Origin of the sequence: Caenispirillum bisanense, from assembly GCF_039523075.1 — a bacterium.
Classification (GTDB): domain Bacteria; phylum Pseudomonadota; class Alphaproteobacteria; order Rhodospirillales; family Rhodospirillaceae; genus Caenispirillum; species Caenispirillum bisanense.
On record NZ_BAAAEP010000067.1, the window covers coordinates 1 to 20,222 of the forward strand.

Here is a 20,222-nt window from a genome sequence, read left to right on the forward strand (position 1 = left end):
CCCAGTCGCGGGCCGGCATCGTGGCGGCGGCGGCGGGGCTGCTGGTCACCGCCGGCCGGCTGTGGCGACCCCGCCCGGCGGTGGCGGCGGCGGCGGTGGCGGCCCTGGCGGCGGCCATCGTCCTCAGCCCGGTGGGCGCGCGACTGGGCCTCGCCGCCGCCGATGCCGCCGCCAATCCGCGCCTGACGGTATGGGCGACGACGCTGGAGGGCATCGCCGACGCCCCGCTCACCGGCATCGGCCTCGGCGCCTTCCCCGACGCCTTCGCCGAACGGCGCCCGCGCGCCCTGCTGCACCCCTGGGCGCAGGCGCACAACGTGTATCTGGAACTGGCGTGGGAACTGGGCCTGCCGGCCACCGCCGCGCTGCTGGCGGCCCTGGCGCTGATCGGCTGGCGGCTCCTGCGCAGCCCGTCGGCAACGGCGGCGGCCGGCCTGGGGGCGCTGACGGCGGCGGCCCTCCACGCCCTCGCCGACTTCAGCCCCCAGGTCCCGGCGTCCGCCCTGCTCCTGGCCACCCTGGTGGGCGCCGGCTGCGGGCGGGCGGGTGCGGCTCGGTAGGGACACAGGGGTGGCTAACCGCCAAGACACAAAGACACCAAGAGGTCGGGGTGATCGTGCTCCGCTGCCAGGGCACCCTGCCGCGGAAGAAAACCACCAAGGCACCAAGGCACCAAGAGAGCGGTGTGATCGTGCTCCGCGGGCGCGACCGTGAGGAACGAGTGTTTCTATGGCGGGGTACCTAAAGGCAGCCGTGAACCCCATTCCCTTGGTGTCTTTGTGTCTTGGTGGTTAGCCCCCCCCGCTTGCCCCGATCTCAGCCCTCAGGGACCGGCAGCAGGCTCCGCGCGAGGAGGCGGGCGCCGAGCGGGTCGGGGAGGGCGGCGCGTGCCCGGCGGCGGTCCACCGCCCAGGCCAGGCGCACCTGCGCCGTCACCTCCGCTCGTTGCGCCGGGGTGAGCGCCGGCCAGGCGGTGGCGGCGAGTGGCAGGCGGGCGAACAGCAGCGGCCGGTCGGTGGGGGCGGCGCGCATGGACAGTACCAGCGCCGCCGCCACCTCGGCCGCCGGGCCGCCGGTGGCGTGGCGGTCGGCGGCTAGGGCGGCCCAGCCGTAGGCGTCCAGCGGCCGCACCGCCGGCCCCTGCGGCAGCGGCGGCAGGAGGAGCAGCCCGGCCAGCGCCGCCGCCAGCCCGGCCGGCACCGCCACCCGCAGTCGCCGGCTCAGGCCGTCCACCGGCGGTCCCCGTAGGCATAGCCGGCGTAGGAGGCGGCAGTGTCGCCGTAGCCGTAGCGGGCATGGCGGGCAGGATCGAGGCGGGTGATCACCGGCAGCGGCTCCACCCCCAGCAGGGTCAGCGCCCGCACCCCTTCCGCCGCCGCTTCGCGGCGGGTGGAATCCCAGCGCACGGCATAGAGCACATGGTCGGCGCGGCGGGCCAGCAGGCGGCCGTCGGCCACCGGCAGCACCGGCGGCGCGTCCACCACCACCACCTCGAAGCGGGCCTTCAGCGCCGCCAGCAGGTCGGTCAGGGCCGGCGCCTCGGCGATGTCCAGCGCCTCCACCCCGGCGCGGCCGGCGGGCAGCACCCGCAGGGGCGTGTGGGCATCGGTCGCCAGTGCCGCTTCCAGGTCACCGCCGGCCAGCACGTCGAGCCGCTTCGGCGCCCCGGCCGGCAGGCCGAGCGCCTGGGCCACGGCGGGGCGGCGCAGGTCGCCGTCCACCAGCACCGTCCGCCGTCCCGCCTGGGCGGAGGCGCGGGCGAGCCACAGGGCGAGGGTGGTCTTGCCGTCTTCCGGCAGCGACGAGGTGACCACCACCACCCCCGCCGGCCCGCCCCGCGAGCGGACCGCCAGCGTCGCCCGCAGGCTGCGCACCGCCTCGGCGGCGGGGGCGGCGGGATCGTCGAGCACGGCGTCGGCCACCACGCCGCCCCGCGCCGCCAGCGGTACCAGGGCGAGCGGCGGGCGGCCGGTGGCGGCTTCAACGTCGGCGGCGGTGCGCAGGGTGCGGTCCAGTCGCTCCAGCAGGAAGGCGAGCGCCACCCCGGCCGCCAGCGACACCGTCAGCGCCGCCGCCAGGGCCGGCAGCCGGCGCGGGAACGACGGCACCACCGGCGCCAGGGCGGCGAAGACGATGCGGGCATCGGGCTCCTGCAGGCTCTGCTGTTCGGTGGTTTCCTTGAAGCGGGCGAGGAAAGTCTCGTACATCAGGCGGCTCGCCTCGGCGCCGCGCTCCAGTTCGCGCAAGGTGACGGCGGCGGCGTCCTCCACCGCGTCGCGGCCCTGCACCTCGGCCAGGCTGCGGGCGAGGCTGTCCTCGCGGGCGCGGGCGGCGCGGACCTCGTTCTCCAGCCCCTTGGCGAGGGCGGTCACCTCGGCGGCGATCTTGCGGCGCAGGTCGTCCAGCTCCGCCCGCACGTCGATCATGCGCGGGTGGCGGTCGCCATAGCGCGACGCCAGTTCGGACTGGCGGCGGAGAAGGGCGGCTTCCTGTTCCTTCAGCTTCTGCACCAGCGGCGAGGCCAGGGCTTCGGGCGCCGTCGCCGGGTCGGCGGCCTGGCGCATGGCGGCCAGCCGGGCCTCCGTCTCCGACCGTTTGGAGCGGGCGAGGATGAGCTGGCTGTTCAGCTCCGCCAGTTGCTGGCCGGTCAGGGCGGTGCCGCGCGCTTCCGTCAGGCCGTGGCGGCTGCGGTAGTCGGCGGCGGCCAGTTCGGCCTGCCGCACTTCCTCCCGCAGCGAGGCCAGCCGGCCGTCGAGCCAGACGCTGGCGCGGCGGGTGGCCTCGAACTTGGCTTCCAGCTGGGCGGTCAGGTAGGCCTCGGCCAGCGCATTGGCGAGGGCGGCGGCGCGGACGGGATCGCGGCTGTCCACCTCCACCGCAATGACGCGGGAGCGGTGGACCGGCCGCACCGTCACCGCCTCGCGGAAGGCGTCCAGGGTGGCGGCGCGGGCGTCGGGGCCGGCGGCGTCGCGCGGCAGCGGCCGGCCGAGCAGCAGCCGGTCCCACCCCTCCGGCAGGGCGGTCAGGGCGGCGGTGAGCAGGCCGGGCGGCCGCAGGGCGGCGTTGAACTCGGGGTCGTCGTGGAGCCCTTGCGCCGTCGCCACCGTCTCCAGCAGGGCCGGGGCGCGCAGCACCTCCGCCTCGGTGAACACGGTCTGGGCGTCGGCGGGGCCGGCGGCCATCACCGCATCCAGGCTGACCACCCGCGTCGGCGGCGCCGCCACCAGGACCAGCGCCGAGGCGGTGAAGCGCGGCGGCAGCAGCAGGAGCAGCAGCACGGTCAGGCCGGCGCCGAGCAGGGTGACCGCCGCCACCGTCCGCCGCCGCCGCCAGGGCACGGCGAGCAGGCTGCGTAAGTCGGGCTCCGGGGTGGCGGCGGGCGGCGTCACGGCAGGCACGAGCGGTAGACCTCCACAAGGCGCGGCGCCACCACCGGCGCGGCGAAACGGCGTTCGAAGGCGGTGCGGGCGGCCTGCCGCTGGCCGCTGCCGCCGGTGGCCTGCACCGCCCGCGCCAGGGCGTGCGGATCGTCGGCCGGCACCACATGGCCGGTCAGGCCGTCCTCGATCAGCTCCGGCAGGGCGCCGGCGGCGGTGGCGACCACCGGCGTGCCGCAGGCCAGCGCCTCGATGGCGGCGCGGCCGAAGGGCTCCGGCCACAGGCTCGGCACCACCACGGCGCGGGCGGCGGCCATGGCCTCCAGCACCTGCCCGTGGTCGCGGCGGCCGTGCAGGGTGATGCCGGGCACGCCGGCCAGCGCGCTTTCCATCGGCCCCTCGCCATAGACATCCAGCGGCGGCAGCGGGTGGCGGCGCCATGCCTCGGCCAGGCAGCCGACGCCCTTTTCCTGGGTCAGGCGGCCGGCGTAGACCACCGCCGCGGCGCCGGGGCCGGCGGCGGCGGGGGCGGGATCGACCATGTTCGGCACCACCGCCTTCGGCCAGCCGGCGGGCAGGGCGTCGGCGACGGCGCGGCTCGGGCAGATGAACCGCGCCACCCGGCCCCAGGTGCCGATCAGCCCCGACAGGCCGAGGGCCAGGGCGGCGGCGGCGGTGGCGCCGCGCTGGCCGCGCCAGCACGGGCGGCCGAGGGCCGGCCACGCCAGCGGCCGCTCGACGCAGGCATCGCACACCTGCCCGGCGCGGAAGCGGGTGGCGGCGGGGCAGACGAGGCGCCAGTTGCGCACGCTCTGCGCCACCGGAATGCCGAGACGGGCGGCGGCGCGATGGACCGCCGGCGACAGGCCGGGGAAGAAGTTCTGCACATGGATGACATCGGGCCGCCGCTGGCGCACCCGCCGCACCAGCTCGGCGACGGCGGCGCGGTTCCAGGCGGCGCGGGCGAAGGCGGCGGGGCCGGCGACGGTTTCCGCCGGCAGGGTCCACAGGTCCACCTCCACCCCCAGGGCGGCGAGGGCACGCGCTTCGGTCGCCACCGAAACGTCCTCGCCGCCCGGGCGGCGGTAGCGGGCATGGACCATCAGCACCTTCATCCCGGCGGTTTTCCCTCCCATTCGACCGCCTCCCAATCCGCCTCCGGCATCTCCGGCAGGGCGGCGGGTGCCGCGGCGGCGGCAGCGGCCGGTGCGTCGGGAACGCCCAGCAGGGCGGCAAGGCGGCGGCGGAAACTGGGGTGGTCGAACCGCCCTTCGATCAGGGCATGGCCGCGGCGGCCCATCTCCCGCGCTGCCTTGGGGTCGGTCAGCAGGCGATGGATGGCCGAGGCGATGTTGCCCGGCGGCGCCGTCAGGCCGGTGACGCCGTCCTCGATCAGCCAGGCGGCGGCGTCGTCGGTGCCGCCGATCACCGGCAGGCCGTAGGACCATGCCTCGATGAAGGCGAGGCCGGAGCCTTCCTTCTTCGACGGCAGCACCACCGCATCGGCCTCGCGGTAGGCGCGGGCCAGCTGGATGTCGTCGAGCGGGCCGAGGAACTCCACCCGCCGGTGGACGCCGTGCTCGATGGCGAAGTCCCACAGCGGTTCGATGAGCGGCCCGGCGCCGACGATGCGGTAGCGCAGGGCGGGAAACCGCTCCAGCAGGCGCGGCATGGCGCGGATGACGAGGCCGACGCCCTTGTTGACGTCGCGCACGCCCAGGCGGGCGACAGTCAGGATGGTGTTGCCGTGGCGGCGGTCGGTCAGCTCCTGGGCGTGGTCCACCGCCTGCGGGAACAGCATGAAGCGGTCGCGCGGAATGCCGTAGCGGCGGCTCATGCGCTTCAGGGTGGTTTCCGACAGGGCGGCGACCCGGTGCAGGGTGTTGCGGGCGACGAAGAACTCCCACCCCGGCGTGCGGCGGTGGGCGGGGTCGCCCCAGACCTCCGGCCCGTTGGCGAACAGCACCACCTTGCAGCGCGGCGCCAGCACGCGGGCGATGGGCGCCAGCGGCAGAAGGTCGGCATGGCCGAGCAGCAGGACGTCGGGCTGGCCGGTCAGCAGGTGTCCGGCCACCGCCTCGATCACCGCGCCCTTGCGGCCGTTGCCGGTGCGGAAGGGGGCGGGGCAGGGGGTGTTCGGCGCATCCAGCACCGAGTAAACCCGCGGCAGGATGCCCGGCAGTTCGTTCAGGCAGCGGATGATGCGGCGGTTGAACTTCTCCATGCCGCCCTGGGCGAACCACGCGCCGAACATGACGAAGGTGACCTTCACGCCGCGACCTCCCGGTGAGTCTGCGTCCCGTCTGACTGGGCGGACGCTACCACCGCAAGGCGCCGCTGCGCTACCGCTTCGCCTGCCGCCAGGCCAAGCACCAGGAAATACTGCCACGTCAGGAAGATGCCGGCGTTGAGATACCCCGCCGCCTGACTGCCGAGCAGGAAGGCCGCCGCCAGCCGCCCGTCGCTGCCGCCATGGGCCAGCACGAGGCGCAACAGGCTGGCCTGGAAGGCGAGGAACAGCACCAGCGCCGGCGCCCCGCCATAAAGCGCGAGGCTCACCAGCACGTTGTGGGCGTAGTGGGCGGCGGCCAGTTCCGGGCTGAGCGGCAGGTCGGCGGCATAGCGCGGATCGGCCCCGGCGCCGACGCCGGTCAGCGGCCGGGCCGCCAGCACGTCGCGCAGGGAGGTCCAGGCGTCCAGCCGCGCCTCGATGGTGCCGACGGTCAGCCAGCGGCGCAGGAAGGGATCGTCGGCGGCGGGCGCGCCGGTGAACCACAGGTCATAGGCCGCCCCGCCCAGCCACAGGGTGAGCGGAAACCCCACCAGCGCCGCCGCCAGCACCACCAGCGGCCGGCGCAGCGGCCGCCAGCCGAGCCCCCACCACGCGAGGCCGGTCACCAGCAGGGCGGCCCAGGGCGTGCGGCTCTGGGTCAGCACCAGCCCGGTCAGCACGGCGGCCCAGGCCAGCAGCCGCCAGCCCCGCGACAGCCGGGCCAGCAGCACCAGCATCAGGCCGCCCACCAGCGCCTGCCCCCAGGTGAAGGGATCGGGGAACAGCGAGAAAATGCGCCGCTCCCAGCTGTCGCCGATCATCCAGGCGAAGACCTTGCCGGCCTGGATGCTGCGCTCTGCCGCCCCCGCCGCCCAGGCGAGGTCGAGGCCGCTGTAGCCGGCCAGGAACTGCCACAGGCCGTAGGCGGCGGTGACAATGCACACCGCCACCGCCGCCCGGCCGATGGGGGCGCGGTCGCGCACCGCCAGGGCGGGCAGGAACAGCAGCGCCGGCACGATCTCGTGATGCAGGGTGCCGAGGCGGTGGAACCACGGCGTCGGCAGCGGCGTCAGCAGCGTGCAGAGGCTCACCCACGCCACCAGCGCCAGCAGCCACACCGCCGGCGCCGGCAGCGGCAGCAGGCGGGGCAGGGCGGCCGCCAGGGCGGCGGCGAGCAGCAGCGTCGGCAGCACCTGCACGCCGTAGTAGGCGGCAGCCCCGCCGTCGCCCAGCATGAAGGTCAGGCGCTTGAGCAGTTCGGCCAGCGGCTCCGCCAGCAGCAGGGCGGAGGCGAGCGCCGCCACCGATCCGCCCGCCAGCAGCACCGCCAGGGCCAGCGCCATCCCGGCCAGCAGCAGCACGCCGAGGCCGCCGGCCACTGCCCCGGCGGCGGCGGCCAGCGGCACGGCGGCCAGGGCGGCGAGCCTTACAGGCAATGGCGGCCGCTCCCCAGCACCACCGCCGTGCGCAGCAGGATGACCAGATCGAGCCACGGGCTCCAGCCGGTCACATAGGCGAGGTCCAGGCGCTGCATCTCGGCGTGGGAGCGGTCGCGCCGCGCCACCTGCCACAGGCCGGTGAGGCCGGGGCGGACCCGGCCGCGCAGGGTGCGCACCCGCTTCGGCAGGCGCTTCAGGTGATAGGCGGGCAGCGGCCGCGGCCCCACCAGCGACAGGTCGCCGCGCACCACGTTCCACAGCTGCGGCAGCTCGTCGATGGCGAAGCGGCGCAGCGGGCTGCCGATGCGCGGCAGGATGCGGGGATCATGGGCCAGCTTGCAGGTCGCCTGCCACTCGGCGCGGGCCTGCGGGTCGGCAGCCAGATGCTCGGCCAGGCGGCGGTCGGCGTCGGTGACCATGGTGCGCAGCTTCCACAGCACGAACGGGCGGCCGTGGCGGCCGATGCGGATCTGGCGGTAGAGCACCGGTCCCGGATCGACCCGGCGGATGGCCACCGCCGCCGCCAGCATCACCGGCAGGGCCAGCAGCAGCAGCGGCACCGCCAGCAGCAGGTCGATCAGCCGCTTCACCGCCATCACCCGGAGCCGCCAGCCGGCGGCGGCGACCAGGATCAGGCGTCCGGGCGCGGCGGCGGCGCGGCCGGAGCGGAGGCGGGCACGGGCGCGGGCGGTCATGGCTGCCGCCTCCAGGCCTCGGCGGCGGCCAGCGCCAGGAAGGCCGGGATGGTGCGCAGGTAGCGGGGGCCGAGGCGGCGCGGCTCGGTCAGCAGGCGGAACGACCATTCCAGGCCGCTGCGCTGCATCCAGCGCGGCGCCTGCAGCTTCGTTCCGGCAGCGAAATCAAACGCCGCACCGACGCCGATCATCACCGATGCCGCCACCCGGCCGCGGTTGGCGTGCATCCACAACTCCTGCTTCGGGGTGCCGAGGCCGACCCACAGCACGTCGGCCGGCGCGGCGGCCAGGGCCGCCAGCGCCTCGGCATCCTCGCCCGGCTGCGGCCGATGGCCGGCGGGCCGGTGCGGCAGCGGCGCCGCCAGGGTGACCGTCAGGCCGGGATGACGCCGCTCCATGGCCGTGGCCGCCGCTTCCGCCACCCCCACCCCGCCGCCGAGGAAGGCATGGCGCAGGCCGTGGGCGCGGCCACGGTCGCACAGGCGGTCGAGCAGGTCGGGGCCGTAGACGCGCTCCGCCTGCCGGGCGCCCGAAAGCCGCTGCAGCCACACCAGCGGCATGCCGTCGGCGGTGACCAGCCCGGCGCTGCGGTGGGCCTCGGCCAGGGCGGCGTCGCGGCGGGCGCGGACCAATCCGTGTGCGTCACGAACGCAGACGTGCATGGCCCGCCCGGCGGCGGTGGCGGCGAGGATGGCGGCAACCGCGCCGTCCAGGCTGAGGCAGTCCACGGCGGTGCCCAGCAGGACGGTGCGGCGTCGCTCTGACGGGTGGCTGTCGGCGATCACGGGTTCCCCTCTTCCCGCGCGGTGATGCGCACGCACAATGCGGTGTGGCTGTGATCCTGCTACCACGGCGCTAGATGAAGGCGGGGCTATAACTCGCTCATCCGCAACCGTTCCGCCGCCGTTCACGCCTGTTCGGCAGCCACCGGGCGCGGTTTTCCGGCGCGGCGATCAAAAGTGGTAGAGGCTGCCGCGCCGTCACAGCGACTCGGGCTGTCGCGGCGCTGGAATGCGGCGCGACTGGGGTGTACTCTGCGCACCTTCCTTGAATTGTCCCCTCTGCCGTCAGGAGTACCGGTGCCGTGAAGCCCGACGAGGCGAAATCCAGCGGCTCGCTTGCCCCGTCTTCCACCGCCTCTGCCCCCGGTGCGCCGGTGCCGGCTCCCGCCGCTGCCGCGGCATCGCTGGCGGCCGGTGCCGACCTGCCGCCGCCGCCGCGCCGTGCCGGCTGGCTGCCGCTGACCGCCCTGGCGGTGACGGCGGCGTGGCTGGCCTGGTGCGGCTGGTACGTCACCGAAACGATCGGCTGGGCGGAAGTGCCGCGGCTGGCGCCGGCGGTGTTCGGCGGGCTGGCGGCGGGGGCGCTGCTGCCGGTGGCCTTCCTGTGGATGGTGGTGGCGGTGCTCGACCGCGGTGCCGCCATGCGGCGCGAGGCGGAACTGCTGCGCGCCCATCTGGCGCGGCTGACCTATCCCGACGATGCCGCCAAGGGGCGGGTGGAGGCGGTGACCCAGGCGCTCCGCCAGCAGGTGGACATGCTCAATACCGCCAGCCGCACGGCGGTGGAGCGGGCGGAGACGGCGCGGGCCGTGCTGGCCGAGGAAGCGCGCGAACTGGGCCGCATCACCGGCCGCGTCGACAGCGAGGCCGGCGGCGCCGCCGAAGCCCTGAAGACGCAGATCGCGGCGCTGGACGCCCTGGTGACGCGGGCGGAGGCGGTGGGCCGCAGCCTGCGCGAGGCGGAAGCCGGCGGCACCCGTCTGGCGGAGGTGATCGAGACCCAGCGCAAGGCCATGGATGCCCTCGGCGACCAGACGACGGCGCGGGTGGAAGCCCTGGAGCACCTCGCCCGCCGCGAGGAAGAGGCGGTGGAGCGGGCGGAAAAGGCCGGCGCCACCGTGCGCGAGGCGGCCGAGGCCCTGTCGCGCAGCACCGGCGAGACGGTGGCGTCGCTGACCGACAGCGCCGCCCGCATGGAAACCTCCGCCGCGCGGGTGACCGAACTGGCGCAGCAGGCCAAGGGCGAGGTGGCGGCGGTGGCCGATGCCCTCGACGGCGTCGCCAAACAGGCGCTGGACCGCACCGACCTGGCGCTCAAGGCGCTCGGGCAGGCGCGCGACGGCGTCACCCACGCCGCCACTGACGCGGTGGAAAAGCTGTCGGGCGTCGAGCAGAAGACCGCCGGCTATGCCGACAGCCTGGGCGGCATGGCCCGCGACCTGACGGCGCAGCTGGAAAAGGCCGGCGCCACGGCGCTGGAGCGGGTGCGCGCCCTCGGCATCGCCACCGACAACATCGGCGCCCGCGCCCGCGAGGCCGGCGAGGACGTGCGCGCCCAGACCGACGCCCTGGAACAGACGGCGGTGCGCGTGCAGCGCCAGACCGGGTCGCTGCGCAGCGGCCTGGAAAAGCAGGTGCAGGAAGTGGATGCCGTCATCGGTCGCCTGTCGGAACAGATCGACGGCGGCCAGAAGGCGCTGGAAGGGCAGGTGGAAAGCCTGAAGGCCTCCGCCGGCGAGGCGCTGGAGCGGCTGGAGAAGCTGACCGAGGGCGTCAAGGGTTCGGCCCGCGAGAGCGACGCCGCCATGGAACGCGCCCGCGAGGCCGCCGCCGCCTTCTCGGATCGCCTCGGCGCCCTGATGGAGACGGCCGGCGCCACCCAGCAGAAGCTCACCGGCATCGCCGACGGGCTGGCGGCGGCGCGGGAACAGGTGGAAGCGGCGGCGGCCGGCGCCGACGAGCGGCTGGCCGGGCTCAACACCACCTTCATCGACCGCGCCCGCAAGATCGTCGCCGCCCTCGACAAGGCGCTGGACGAGGTGGTGGGCAATGCCGAGCAGCGCGCCCAGGCGCTTGGCGCCTCCTTCGCCACCCAGGCCGAAAGCGCCCGCGGCGCCGTCGACGGGGCGGTGGGGGCGGCGGAAGCGCGGCTTATCGTCGCCGCCGACGCCATCAAGGCCCAGGCGGCCGCCCTGCAGACCCTGGTGGACGAGGCGGCGCAACAGGCCGAACAGCGGGTGGCGCAGCTCAACGCCGCCGTCGCCCGCCGCGCCACCGGCCTGCTGGCGCCGGTGGACGAGGCGGCGCGGGCGGTGGAGCATCGCCTGTCCGGCATCGGCGACGGGCTGGAAGCCAAGGCGGCGGAACTGGCGGGGGTGGTCGACCGCACCTCCGGCGCCGCGGAACAGCGCATCCTCGCCCTCATCGCCACCATCGACCGCCAGGGCGACGGTGTGGCGGCGCCGGTGGAGGCCATGGCGGAACGGATCGAAGGCCGCCTCGACTCCCTCGGCATGGACATCGGCAAGCGCACCCGCTTCCTCACCGAACAGGTGGACAAGGTGGCGACCGATGCCGAGGAACGGCTGCTGGGGGCGGCGACGTCCCTTGGCGGCACCGTCTCCAGCCTCGCCCAGGCGGCGGAGCAGGCGGCCGATGCCCTGGCCGCCACCGACAACGGCGTGCGCGAGCGGGCCGAGGTGCTGGCCCAGATCACCGATGCGGCGCTGGCCCACATCGGCGACCTTGCCGGCACCATCGACCAGACGGCCCGCCGCCTGCACGACGTGGTGGTCAACGGCTCCACCGCCGTCGGCGAAACGGCGGAGGCGCTGGACAACACCATCGCCACCTACCGCGACCAGACCAAGGCCATCGCCGACGAAATGCGGCTGGCGAGCGAGGACTTCCGCGTCCGCTTCCGCGACCTCGGCCGCACGTCGGACGAGGCGATGGAGAAGGTGACGGCGGCGCTGGAGTTCATGCGCAGCCAGGCCGACAGCCTCACCGCCGCCGGCGAACGCCTGTCGGAACAGACCGAACGGGCCGGCACCGGCTTCGAGAAGCGGGCCGAGGTTCTGGGCCGCATGGCCGACCGGGCGGAGGAAAAGCTGCGGCTGCTGGAGGCCCAGCGGGATTCCGCCGACCTGCAGCGGTTCCTCAACGGCGCGGTGTTCATCATCGAGCGCCTGCAGTCCATCGCCGTCGACATTACCCGCCTGTTCAGCCCGACGGTGGACGAAGACCTCTGGCAGCGTTACTACCGCGGCGACACCAGCGCCTTCCTGCGCCACGCGGCGCGGGCGCTCACCCGCCGGCAGGCGGGCCAGATCCGCGAGCTGTACGAGGCCAACGGCGAGTTCCGCGACTACGTCAACCGCTACCTCAGCGAATACGAGACGCTGCTGCGCGCCAGCCGCCAGACCGACCGCGCCGAGGTGCTGGCTGCCACCCTCACCAGCGCCGACATGGGCAAGCTCTACCTGGTGCTCGCCCGCGCCGTGGGACGCCAGCTGGAAGGCTGAAGCGCACCAGCCTGCGGATGCAGTTGAGGCCGTTCCGGGTGCGGAACGGCCTCTTTGCATTCAGGTCGCTGGCTGCCGTTGGCGGTTATTCGGCCACCGCCGCCACCTCGTCCCCCAGTCCGCCGAAGCGGTCGCGGTAGTAGGGCAGGGCGGCCGGCAGCGGGCCTTCCGCCGTTTCCAGCGTGGTCATCAGGTGACGTTCCGCCGCCTCCTGCACCAGCCGGTAGAGGTTGCGGCACAGCAGGCGGGCGGCGGTGCCCGGCCACTGCGGCGGCAGAACCTCGTCCGGCAGCATGGGGTCGCGCAGCAGGATGCGGCGGTAGTCGTGGATCAGCAGGGTGCGCAGCACGAAGGCGCTCTGCGGGTCGGGGCTGCCGTCCTCCAGCGCCCGCAGCAGGGGGCGGAAGCGGTCGAGGAAGGTTTCGTAGTCGGCCTGCAGCTGGTCCAGGTCCCAGCACGCCCGCACCAGCGCCTTCAGGCCGCCGGGGCTGGTGAGGCGGTCGGCGCTCGCCCGCAGCACCACCACCTTGTCGAGGGCAGCATGGTCGCGCAGCGCCAGTTCCAGCGCGTCGTCATCGGCGGCGGGATGGGCCAGCACATGCGGCGCCAGGGTGCCGAAGCCCTGCCAGGTGAGTTCCCGGCGCAGGGACTCGCGGGCCTCTGCCTCCAGGCCGCAGCAGTTGGTGTGAACCAGAACCCATTCCTGGTTCCACGGCTGGAACGGCGCGGCATAGATGCGGCGGTGGGCGGCGCCGAAGCGCAGCCGCGCCGAATCGGTGGCGGCGTAGTAGCTGCGGCGGCCGATCTGGGTCGCTTCCAGCCAGGTGTCCTTGGTCAGGCGGAAGACGGCGGTGCGCACCATGCGCTCGCCCAGCCCGAAGGGCTCCACCAGATTGATCAGGCTGCCCAGCCAGACGCTGCCGCCGTGCGGCAGGATGGCGTCGCCGTAGACGGTGACGATGAGCGATTTGGCGCGCAGCGTGGTGCCGTCGACCAATGCGCCGGTCAGGTCCTCGATCCGCTTGTTGCGTGGCATCCCCTGGTCCCGTGTTCTGTGGTGCCGGTACGGCCGGCGCCTTTCCCCGAAAGGTAGTCCCGCTGCCCGCCAAGCGCCAGTGCGGCGCGCTTGCGGCGTGATGCCAAATTCGGTTTGACAGCCGGAAAAGCGTTACACTAAGCTCCATGATGTAAGGTAATTCTGTGTCGCTTTTGCAGCGGGGTCAAGCATGCCCGCCGCGGCCGGCACGCTCCGATGGAGCCCCGTGGGCCGGACAGGGTCGCGGGGCTCCAGCCTTCTGAAGACCATGCCCCACGGGAAATTGTGGGTATCAAAAGAAGGGTTTCCCCGGCACTGCGCTCGGGTTATTAGTTTCAAATGAAACGGTATGGCGGTCCACGTCCCCGCCGGCCGGTGCCTCTCCAACCGGGCGAAGACCCGCGGCACCGCGCCTGAAGCCGACAAGAAGACCTCCGGGCGCCGCGGGGTACGCGCCGGCCCGGCAACAGGGAGGAACAGCATGCCCATCCGTCTTTCCCGTCGCCTGCTGCTTGCCGCCTGCGGCGCCCTCGGCCTCGCCGCCGGACTGTCCGCCGCCGCCGTGCCGCTGCGGGCGGAGGCGCCGATCCGCATCGGCACCTTCCTGGCCGTCACCGGCCCGGCCTCGTTCCTCGGCGACCCCGAGCTGAAGACGCTGCAGATGTACGTCGAGAAGATCAACGCCGATGGCGGCGTGCTCGGCCGCCCGCTGCAGCTGGTGCATTACGACACCGGCGGCGACCCCAACAAGGCGGTCACCTTCGTCAAGCGCCTGATCGACCAGGACCAGGTGGACGTCATCATCGGCGGCACCTCGTCGGGCGAGAGCCTGGCGGTGATGCCGCTGATGGAGCGGGCGGAGATGCCGTTCATCTCCTTCGCCGGATCGAAGAAGATCGTCGAGCCGGTGCAGAAGTGGACGTTCAAGACGCCCCACACCGACACCATGGCCTGCGAGAAGATCTTCGAGGACATGAAGGCGCGCGGCTTCACCCGTATCGCGATGATCTCCGGCACTGACGGCTTCGGCGCCTCCATGCAGGCGGAATGCAAGGGCGTCGCCGGCACCCACGGCATCGAGATCCTGGCCGACGAGACCTACGGCCCCAAGGATACCGACATGACCGCCCAGCTGACCAAGATCCGCAATACGGCGGGCGTGCAGGCGGTGCTCAACCCCGGCTTCGGTCAGGGTCCGGCCATCGTCACCAAGAACTACCGCCAGCTGCAGATCACCGCGCCGCTGTACCAGTCGCACGGCGTCGCCTCCAAGCAGTTCATCGAGCTGGCCGGGGCCGCCGCCGAGGGCGTCCGCCTGCCCGCCGCCGCCCTGCTGGTGGCCGACAAGCTGCCCGAGGACGATCCGCAGAAGGCGGTGGTGGTCGGCTACATGGAGGCCTACGAGGGCAAGCACGGCGCCGGCAGTGTTTCCACCTTCGGCGGCCATGCCTACGACGGCCTCATGCTCATCACCGATGCCATGACCCGCGCCGGCACCACCGACCGCGCCGCCGTGCGCGATGCGCTGGAGCAGACCCAGGGCTACATGGGCACCGCCGGCGAGGTGAACTTCTCCGCCGACGACCACCTGGGCCTGACCCTGGCCGCCTTCCGCATGCTGGAGATCAAGGACGGCGACTGGGTGCTGGCGGAGTAACCGCCGCGCCCCGGCGCCGCCCTTCCTCCGCCCCGGCTTCTGTCGCCTCCGCCGCCGCGCCCGCGCCCGTTCCCCCGGACTACGGCGCGGCGGCCCCCGAAACCCTCGGCACGGCAGGACGACCCCATGCTCGGCGAGTTCATGCAGTACCTGTTCTCCGGCCTGACCAGCGGCGCGATCTATGCGCTCGTCGGGCTCGGTTTCGCGCTGATCTACAACGCCAGCCACGTCATCAACTTCGCCCAGGGCGAGTTCGTCATGCTGGGCGGCATGTCCACCGTGTTCCTGGCGGCCGGCGGCGTGCCGCTGCCGCTGGCGGTGGCGGGCGCCATCGCCGGCACCGCCCTGGTCGGCCTGCTGCTGGAGAAGGTGGCGGTGGAGCGCACCAAGAACGCCTCCGTCGTCACCCTCATCATCATCACCATCGGCGCTTCCATCGTGCTGCGCGGGCTGGCGCAGGTGGTGTTCGACAAGCAGTTCCACACCCTGCCGGCCTTCACCGGCGACGACCCCATCGTCATCCTGGGCGCCACCATCACGCCGCAGACCCTGTGGGTGCTGGGCGTCACCGTCGCCATCGTGCTGGTGCTGCAGTGGTTCTTCGGCCGCACCCTGTGGGGCAAGGCGATCCTGGCGACCAGCGTCAACCCGCTGGCGGCCAGGCTGGTGGGCATCAACACCAGCCTGGTGCTGCTGATCTCCTTCGGCCTGTCGGCGGCGCTGGGGGCCATTGCCGGGGTGCTGATCACGCCCATCACCTCCACCAACTTCGAGGTCGGCATCATGCTCGGCCTGAAGGGGTTCTCGGCGGCCATCCTGGGCGGCCTCGGCCATCCCTTCGGGGCCGTGGCGGGCGGGCTGATCCTCGGCATCGTCGAGGCCTTCGGCGCCGGCTACATCTCGTCCGACTACAAGGACGCCATGGCCTTCATCATCATCCTGCTGGCGCTCTTCTTCATGCCGAGCGGCCTGTTCGGCAAGCGGGGGACTGACCGTGTCTGACCTGTCGACCACCAAAGCAACCCCCGCCCCGGTGCCAATGTCCACCCGCCGCGCCGGCGGCAGCGGCGGCGGCGCGCTGGCCTGGCTGATGCGGCCGCGCACCGGCGGGCTGCTGGTCCTGGCGGCGGTGATCTGCCTGCTGCCGCTGGGGCTGCAGAACAACTTCCAGTACGACGTCGCCATCAAGATCGGCTTCAACGCCATCGTCGTCGTCGGCCTCAACCTGCTGATCGGCTACGCCGGGCAGATTTCCCTCGGCCATGCCGGCTTCCTCGGCCTCGGCGCCTACTTCTCGGCAATCACGGTGACCAAGCTCGGATGGCCGCCGCTGGTGTCGCTGGTGGTGGCGGCGGCGGTGGTGGGGCTGCTGGCCTTCGTGGTGGCGCGGCCGGTGCTGCGGCTGAAGGGCCACTACCTCGCCATGGCGACCCTCGGCCTCGGCGTCATCATCTCCATCGTGCTGAACCAGGAAGCGCAGCTCACCGGCGGCCCCGACGGCATGATCGTCGCCCCCTTCACCGTCTTCGGGTTCGAGTTCTCCAAGGCCTGGCACTGGTACTGGCTGGTGGGCGGGCTGCTGTTCCTGGCGGTGTGGCTGTCGCTCAACATCATCGACAGCCCGGTCGGGCGAGCCCTGCGCGCGGTCCATGGGTCGGAGGTGGCGGCCGAGGTGGTGGGGGTCGATACCACCCGCTACAAGGTGATGATCTTCGTCGTCTCGGCGGTCTTCGCCTCCGTCGTCGGGTCGCTCGACGCCCATTACATCATGTTCCTGAGCCCCAACGAGGCGAGCTTCTTCCACTCGGTGGAGCTGGTGATCATGGTGGTGCTGGGCGGCATGGCCTCCACCTTCGGGGCGGTGGTGGGGGCGGCGATCCTGACGGCGCTGCCGCAGCTGCTCACCTTCCTGGAGGATTACGAGCACCTGATCTTCGGCCTGATCCTCATGCTGGTGATGATCTTCCTGCCCAAGGGCATCGTCCCCAGCCTCGCGGCCCTGCTGAAGCGCGGAGGCGACCGATGAGCCTGCTGCAGGTTTCCAAGCTGTCCAAGGATTTCGGCGGCGTGCGCGCGATCGACGACCTGTCGTTCGAGATCGGCGCCGGCGTCATCCACTCCATCATCGGCCCCAACGGCGCCGGCAAGACGACGCTGTTCAACCTCATCACCGGCGTCTACACCCCCAGCTGGGGCGACATCCGCTTCGACGGCAAGGTGGTGACGGGCCGCAAACCTTATGAGCTGGCGCGCATGGGCATGTCGCGCACCTTCCAGAACCTGCAGATCTGCCACAACATGACGGCGCTGGAGAACGTCATGGTCGGCCGTCACCTGCACCTGGACGGGCGCCTGCTGCCGTCGCTGTTCCGCCTGCCGCGCATCGGCCGCGCCGACCGGGCGGCGGAAGACCACTGCCGCGAGCTGATGGCCTTCGTCGGGCTGGAGAAATACTGGGACTGGGACGCCGACGCCATGCCCTACGGCGCCCTCAAGCGCCTGGAAATCGCCCGCGCGCTGGCCGCCGAGCCGCGCCTGCTGCTGCTGGACGAACCGGCCGCCGGCCTCAACGACGTGGAAAGCCGCGAGATCGACGAAGTCATCAAGAAGGTGGCGGCGCGCGGCGTGACCGTGGTGCTGGTGGAGCACGACATGAAGATGGTCATGGAGATCAGCGACCACATCCTGGTGCTCGACTACGGCCGCAAGCTCACCGAGGGCACGCCGCAGGAGGTGCGCCAGAACCCCGACGTCATCGCCGCCTATCTCGGCCACGCCGCCTGACGGAGACGCGCCTTATGCTGCTGGAAGTGACCGGACTGAAAAGCGCCTATGGCCGCATCGAGGCCCTGCACGGCATCGACATCCAGGTGGGCGAGGGCGAGCTGGTGGCCCTGGTGGGCGCCAACGGGGCGGGCAAGACCACCTTCCTGCGGGCGCTGTCGGGCGTGCAGCCGGCCAGCGCCGGCACCATCCGCTTCGACGGCGAGGACATCGGCCGCGCCCGCCCCGACCGGCGGGTGGAACTGGGCATCTGTCAGGTGCCGGAAGGCCGCCAGGTATTCGGCCCGCTGTCGGTGGAGGACAACCTGCGCCTGGGCGCCTTCCGCCGTCGCGGCAAGGACGTGGCGGCCGACCTGGAGCGGGTCTACGACACCTTCCCGATCCTGAAGAAGAAACGGCTGGAGCCGGCGGGCACCCTGTCCGGCGGGCAGCAGCAGATGCTCGCCATGGGCCGGGCGCTGATGGCCCACCCCCGCCTGCTGCTGCTGGACGAGCCGAGCATGGGCCTCGCGCCGCTGCTGGTGGGGGAGATCTTCAACATCGTGCAGATGCTGCGGGAGCAGGGCACCACCATCCTGCTGGTGGAGCAGAACGCCTTCTCGGCGCTCGCCATCGCCGACCGCGGCTATGTGATCGAAACCGGCCACATCGTGCTGGCCGACACCGGCGAGCGGCTGCTCGCCGACGACAAGGTGAAGGCGGCGTACCTGGGGCTGTGAGCACCGCCGCGCCCGGCCACCCCGCCGCCCATGACACACAAGGGAGACACCCGATGAGCACCCGCACCTTCGCCTCCACCGGCGACCTTGGCGAGAAGACCATCACCTTCGCCGAACTCGGCCGCGGCGCCTATGCCTTCACCGCCGAGGGCGACCCGAACACCGGCGTCATCGTCGGCGATCATGGCGTCATGGTCATCGACACCCAGGCGACGCCGCTGATGGCGCAGAAGGTGATCGCCGAGATCCGCAAGGTCACCGACAAGCCGGTCACCCACATCCTCATGACCCACTACCACGCCGTGCGGGTGCTGGGGGCGGCGGCCTACGGCGCCCATACGGTCATCGCGTCGAAACGCACCCATGAGATGATCGTCGAGCGCGGCCAGCAGGACTGGGAGAGCGAGTTCGGCCGCTTCCCCCGCCTGTTCCAGGGCCACGAGACCATCAAGGGCCTGACCTGGCCGACGGTGGTGTTCGACGGCCGGATCACGGTGGACCTCGGCAACCAGCGGGTGGAGATCTGGAACCCCGGGCGCGGCCACACCCAGGGCGACACCATCGCCTGGCTGCCCGACCAGCAGATCCTCTACGCCGGCGATCTGGTGGAATATGGCGCGACGCCCTACACCGGCGATGCCCACCTGCGCGACTGGCCGCACACCCTGCAGGCCCTGCGCGACCTCCGGCCCGCCAAGCTGGTGCCCGGCCGCGGCGATGCCCTGCACACGCCGGAGCAGTGCGACGAGGCCATGGCCGGCACCCAGGCCTTCCTGACCGACCTGTTCGAGACGGCGCAGCAGGGCGTGGCCGAGGGCAAGGACCTGAAGCAGATCTACCGCATGGCGCGGGAGAAGATGGACCCGAAGTACGGCCACTGGGTCATCTACGATCACTGCATGCCGTTCGACGTCGCCCGCGCCGTGGACGAAGCCCGCGGCCTCGACCGCCCCGACATCTGGACCGCCGAGCGCGACAAGGACGTGTGGGCGATGGCGGAGGCGTGAGCCTCCGCCGCTGCCGCCGCGGCCGCAGTCGCCGTCAGTTGGTGCCGTCGTCCATGCGGGCGACGGCGTCCATGCCGTCGAGCATGATGCCGTCGAAGCCCAGGTCGAGCAGGCCGGCGAAGGTCTGGCCGACCAGGGAGCGCCATTCCGGGTTGGTGTAGTCGACACGGAACTGGCCCGGCCGCTCGTCCACGTCGCGCACGAAGGACGGATTGCCGACCTTCCAGGTGGCCTTCCAGTACCAGGCGGTGTCGTAGGCGGTGGTCATGGGCAGGCGGGCGAGCACCAGGCGCGGCGTGCCCACCTTCTTGAACTTCAGCGAATAGACTTCCTTCGGCGTCAGCGGCTTGTCGCCGCGGAAGAAGGGCTCGATCACCACCACGTCGTGGTTGGTGTCGCGCAGGGCCGCCAGCCAGTCGGCCTTGGAGGCGTAGCGGCGGTTGTCCAGGTTGAACAGGATGGTCCGCGCCTGCCCCAGGGCCTGCACCATCTGGGCGTTGCCGCCGCCCAGGCGGCCGCCGGGGATCTGCGCCAGGGTCTCGTCCCGGGTGACGTAGGACAGCACGCCCGCTTTGCCGGCCGACTCGCGGGCGGCCTTGGCGAGGTCGTCGGTGGCGCAGACCTCGATGCTCAGCACCTGCACGCCGAAGTCCTGCAGCCGCTTGATCTGGTCGGGCGTCAGCGGCGGGGTGAAGCCGCAGTTCAGGCCGTCAACCACCACGCCGTCGATGCTGCGGGCGAACTGCCGCTGCAGGGTGCCGAGCGGCTCCGGCGTCTGGCGCTCGGCCAGGGCGGCGGGGGTGGTGAGCTGGCTCAGCTCGTCGTCCTTCTCGGTGCGGAACAGCAGCGAGGCGCCGCCGCGCATCAGCAGCGTCGCCTGCGGGGCGCGGGCGCGCTGGTATTCCGCCAGGGTTTCCACCATGTCGCGGG

17 protein-coding genes are annotated in these 20,222 nt (G+C 72.9%); 8 read left to right on the top strand and 9 right to left on the bottom strand.

The genetic code is table 11. The annotated features are described in order from the left end of the window. A partial coding sequence (locus tag ABD056_RS20475) for an O-antigen ligase family protein (protein WP_343869817.1) occupies positions 1-560 on the top strand: 560 nt, incomplete at its 5' end. A 256-nt stretch (positions 561-816) separates the two neighbouring features. Here the strand turns inward: ABD056_RS20475 and ABD056_RS20480 are convergent. From ABD056_RS20480 to ABD056_RS20510, 7 genes are read right to left on the bottom strand one after another with little or no spacing between them, the layout of a single operon-like run. Continuing rightward, positions 817-1,233 carry a hypothetical protein gene (locus tag ABD056_RS20480; RefSeq protein WP_343869819.1) on the bottom strand — a complete coding sequence of 139 codons (417 nt, stop codon included), beginning with the start codon at positions 1,231-1,233 and terminating at the stop codon, positions 817-819. Further along, positions 1,221-3,398, bottom strand: coding sequence for a GumC family protein (locus ABD056_RS20485; protein ID WP_343869821.1), 2,178 nt, complete (start codon positions 3,396-3,398; stop codon positions 1,221-1,223). The genes ABD056_RS20480 and ABD056_RS20485 overlap by 13 nt, the downstream gene beginning before the upstream one ends. Then, on the bottom strand, positions 3,386-4,492 hold the full coding sequence (locus ABD056_RS20490; RefSeq protein WP_343869822.1) for a glycosyltransferase family 4 protein: 1,107 nt from the start codon (positions 4,490-4,492) through the stop codon (positions 3,386-3,388). The genes ABD056_RS20485 and ABD056_RS20490 overlap by 13 nt, the downstream gene beginning before the upstream one ends. Beyond that, positions 4,489-5,649 (bottom strand): glycosyltransferase family 4 protein, encoded by a 1,161-nt coding sequence (locus tag ABD056_RS20495; protein WP_343869824.1) that lies wholly within the window; start codon positions 5,647-5,649, stop codon positions 4,489-4,491. Before ABD056_RS20495 ends, ABD056_RS20490 begins: the two co-directional genes overlap by 4 nt. After that, entirely contained in the window at positions 5,646-7,085 is a 1,440-nt protein-coding gene (locus tag ABD056_RS20500; RefSeq protein WP_343869825.1) for an O-antigen ligase family protein, read from the bottom strand. The genes ABD056_RS20495 and ABD056_RS20500 overlap by 4 nt, the downstream gene beginning before the upstream one ends. After that, positions 7,076-7,783: a sugar transferase gene (locus ABD056_RS20505; RefSeq protein ID WP_343869827.1), complete on the bottom strand. Its 708-nt coding sequence runs from the start codon at positions 7,781-7,783 to the stop codon at positions 7,076-7,078. Before ABD056_RS20505 ends, ABD056_RS20500 begins: the two co-directional genes overlap by 10 nt. After that, entirely contained in the window at positions 7,780-8,568 is a 789-nt protein-coding gene (locus tag ABD056_RS20510) for a WecB/TagA/CpsF family glycosyltransferase (RefSeq protein WP_343869829.1), read from the bottom strand. Before ABD056_RS20510 ends, ABD056_RS20505 begins: the two co-directional genes overlap by 4 nt. 299 nt (positions 8,569-8,867) lie before the next feature. On the opposite strand from ABD056_RS20510, the gene ABD056_RS20515 reads away from it, so the two are divergent. Beyond that, on the top strand, positions 8,868-12,089 hold the full coding sequence (locus ABD056_RS20515) for a coiled-coil domain-containing protein (RefSeq protein WP_343869831.1): 3,222 nt from the start codon (positions 8,868-8,870) through the stop codon (positions 12,087-12,089). Positions 12,090-12,174: 85 nt separating this feature from the next. On the opposite strand, the gene paaX is transcribed toward ABD056_RS20515, so the two are convergent. Beyond that, on the bottom strand, positions 12,175-13,125 hold the full coding sequence (gene paaX, locus ABD056_RS20520) for a phenylacetic acid degradation operon negative regulatory protein PaaX (protein WP_343869833.1): 951 nt from the start codon (positions 13,123-13,125) through the stop codon (positions 12,175-12,177). 481 nt (positions 13,126-13,606) lie between these two features. Between paaX and ABD056_RS20525 the strand changes: the two genes are divergently transcribed. From ABD056_RS20525 to ABD056_RS20550, 6 genes are all read left to right on the top strand, one after another. Beyond that, positions 13,607-14,782 (top strand): ABC transporter substrate-binding protein, encoded by a 1,176-nt coding sequence (locus ABD056_RS20525; protein ID WP_343869835.1) that lies wholly within the window; start codon positions 13,607-13,609, stop codon positions 14,780-14,782. Positions 14,783-14,908: 126 nt separating this feature from the next. Next, positions 14,909-15,784, top strand: a complete 876-nt coding sequence (locus ABD056_RS20530; protein WP_343869837.1) for a branched-chain amino acid ABC transporter permease — start codon at positions 14,909-14,911, stop codon at positions 15,782-15,784. A gap of 37 nt (positions 15,785-15,821) precedes the next feature. Then, entirely contained in the window at positions 15,822-16,808 is a 987-nt protein-coding gene (locus tag ABD056_RS20535) for a branched-chain amino acid ABC transporter permease (protein WP_425545067.1), read from the top strand. After that, on the top strand, positions 16,805-17,566 hold the full coding sequence (locus ABD056_RS20540) for an ABC transporter ATP-binding protein (RefSeq protein ID WP_343869838.1): 762 nt from the start codon (positions 16,805-16,807) through the stop codon (positions 17,564-17,566). Before ABD056_RS20535 ends, ABD056_RS20540 begins: the two co-directional genes overlap by 4 nt. A gap of 14 nt (positions 17,567-17,580) precedes the next feature. Next, positions 17,581-18,285: an ABC transporter ATP-binding protein gene (locus ABD056_RS20545; protein WP_343869840.1), complete on the top strand. Its 705-nt coding sequence runs from the start codon at positions 17,581-17,583 to the stop codon at positions 18,283-18,285. Positions 18,286-18,338: 53 nt separating this feature from the next. After that, on the top strand, positions 18,339-19,292 hold the full coding sequence (locus ABD056_RS20550; RefSeq protein WP_343869841.1) for an MBL fold metallo-hydrolase: 954 nt from the start codon (positions 18,339-18,341) through the stop codon (positions 19,290-19,292). Positions 19,293-19,326: 34 nt separating this feature from the next. On the opposite strand, the gene ABD056_RS20555 is transcribed toward ABD056_RS20550, so the two are convergent. After that, positions 19,327-20,222 (bottom strand): alpha-1,4-polygalactosaminidase (locus ABD056_RS20555; protein ID WP_343869842.1); only part of this gene is annotated, 896 nt, incomplete at its 5' end.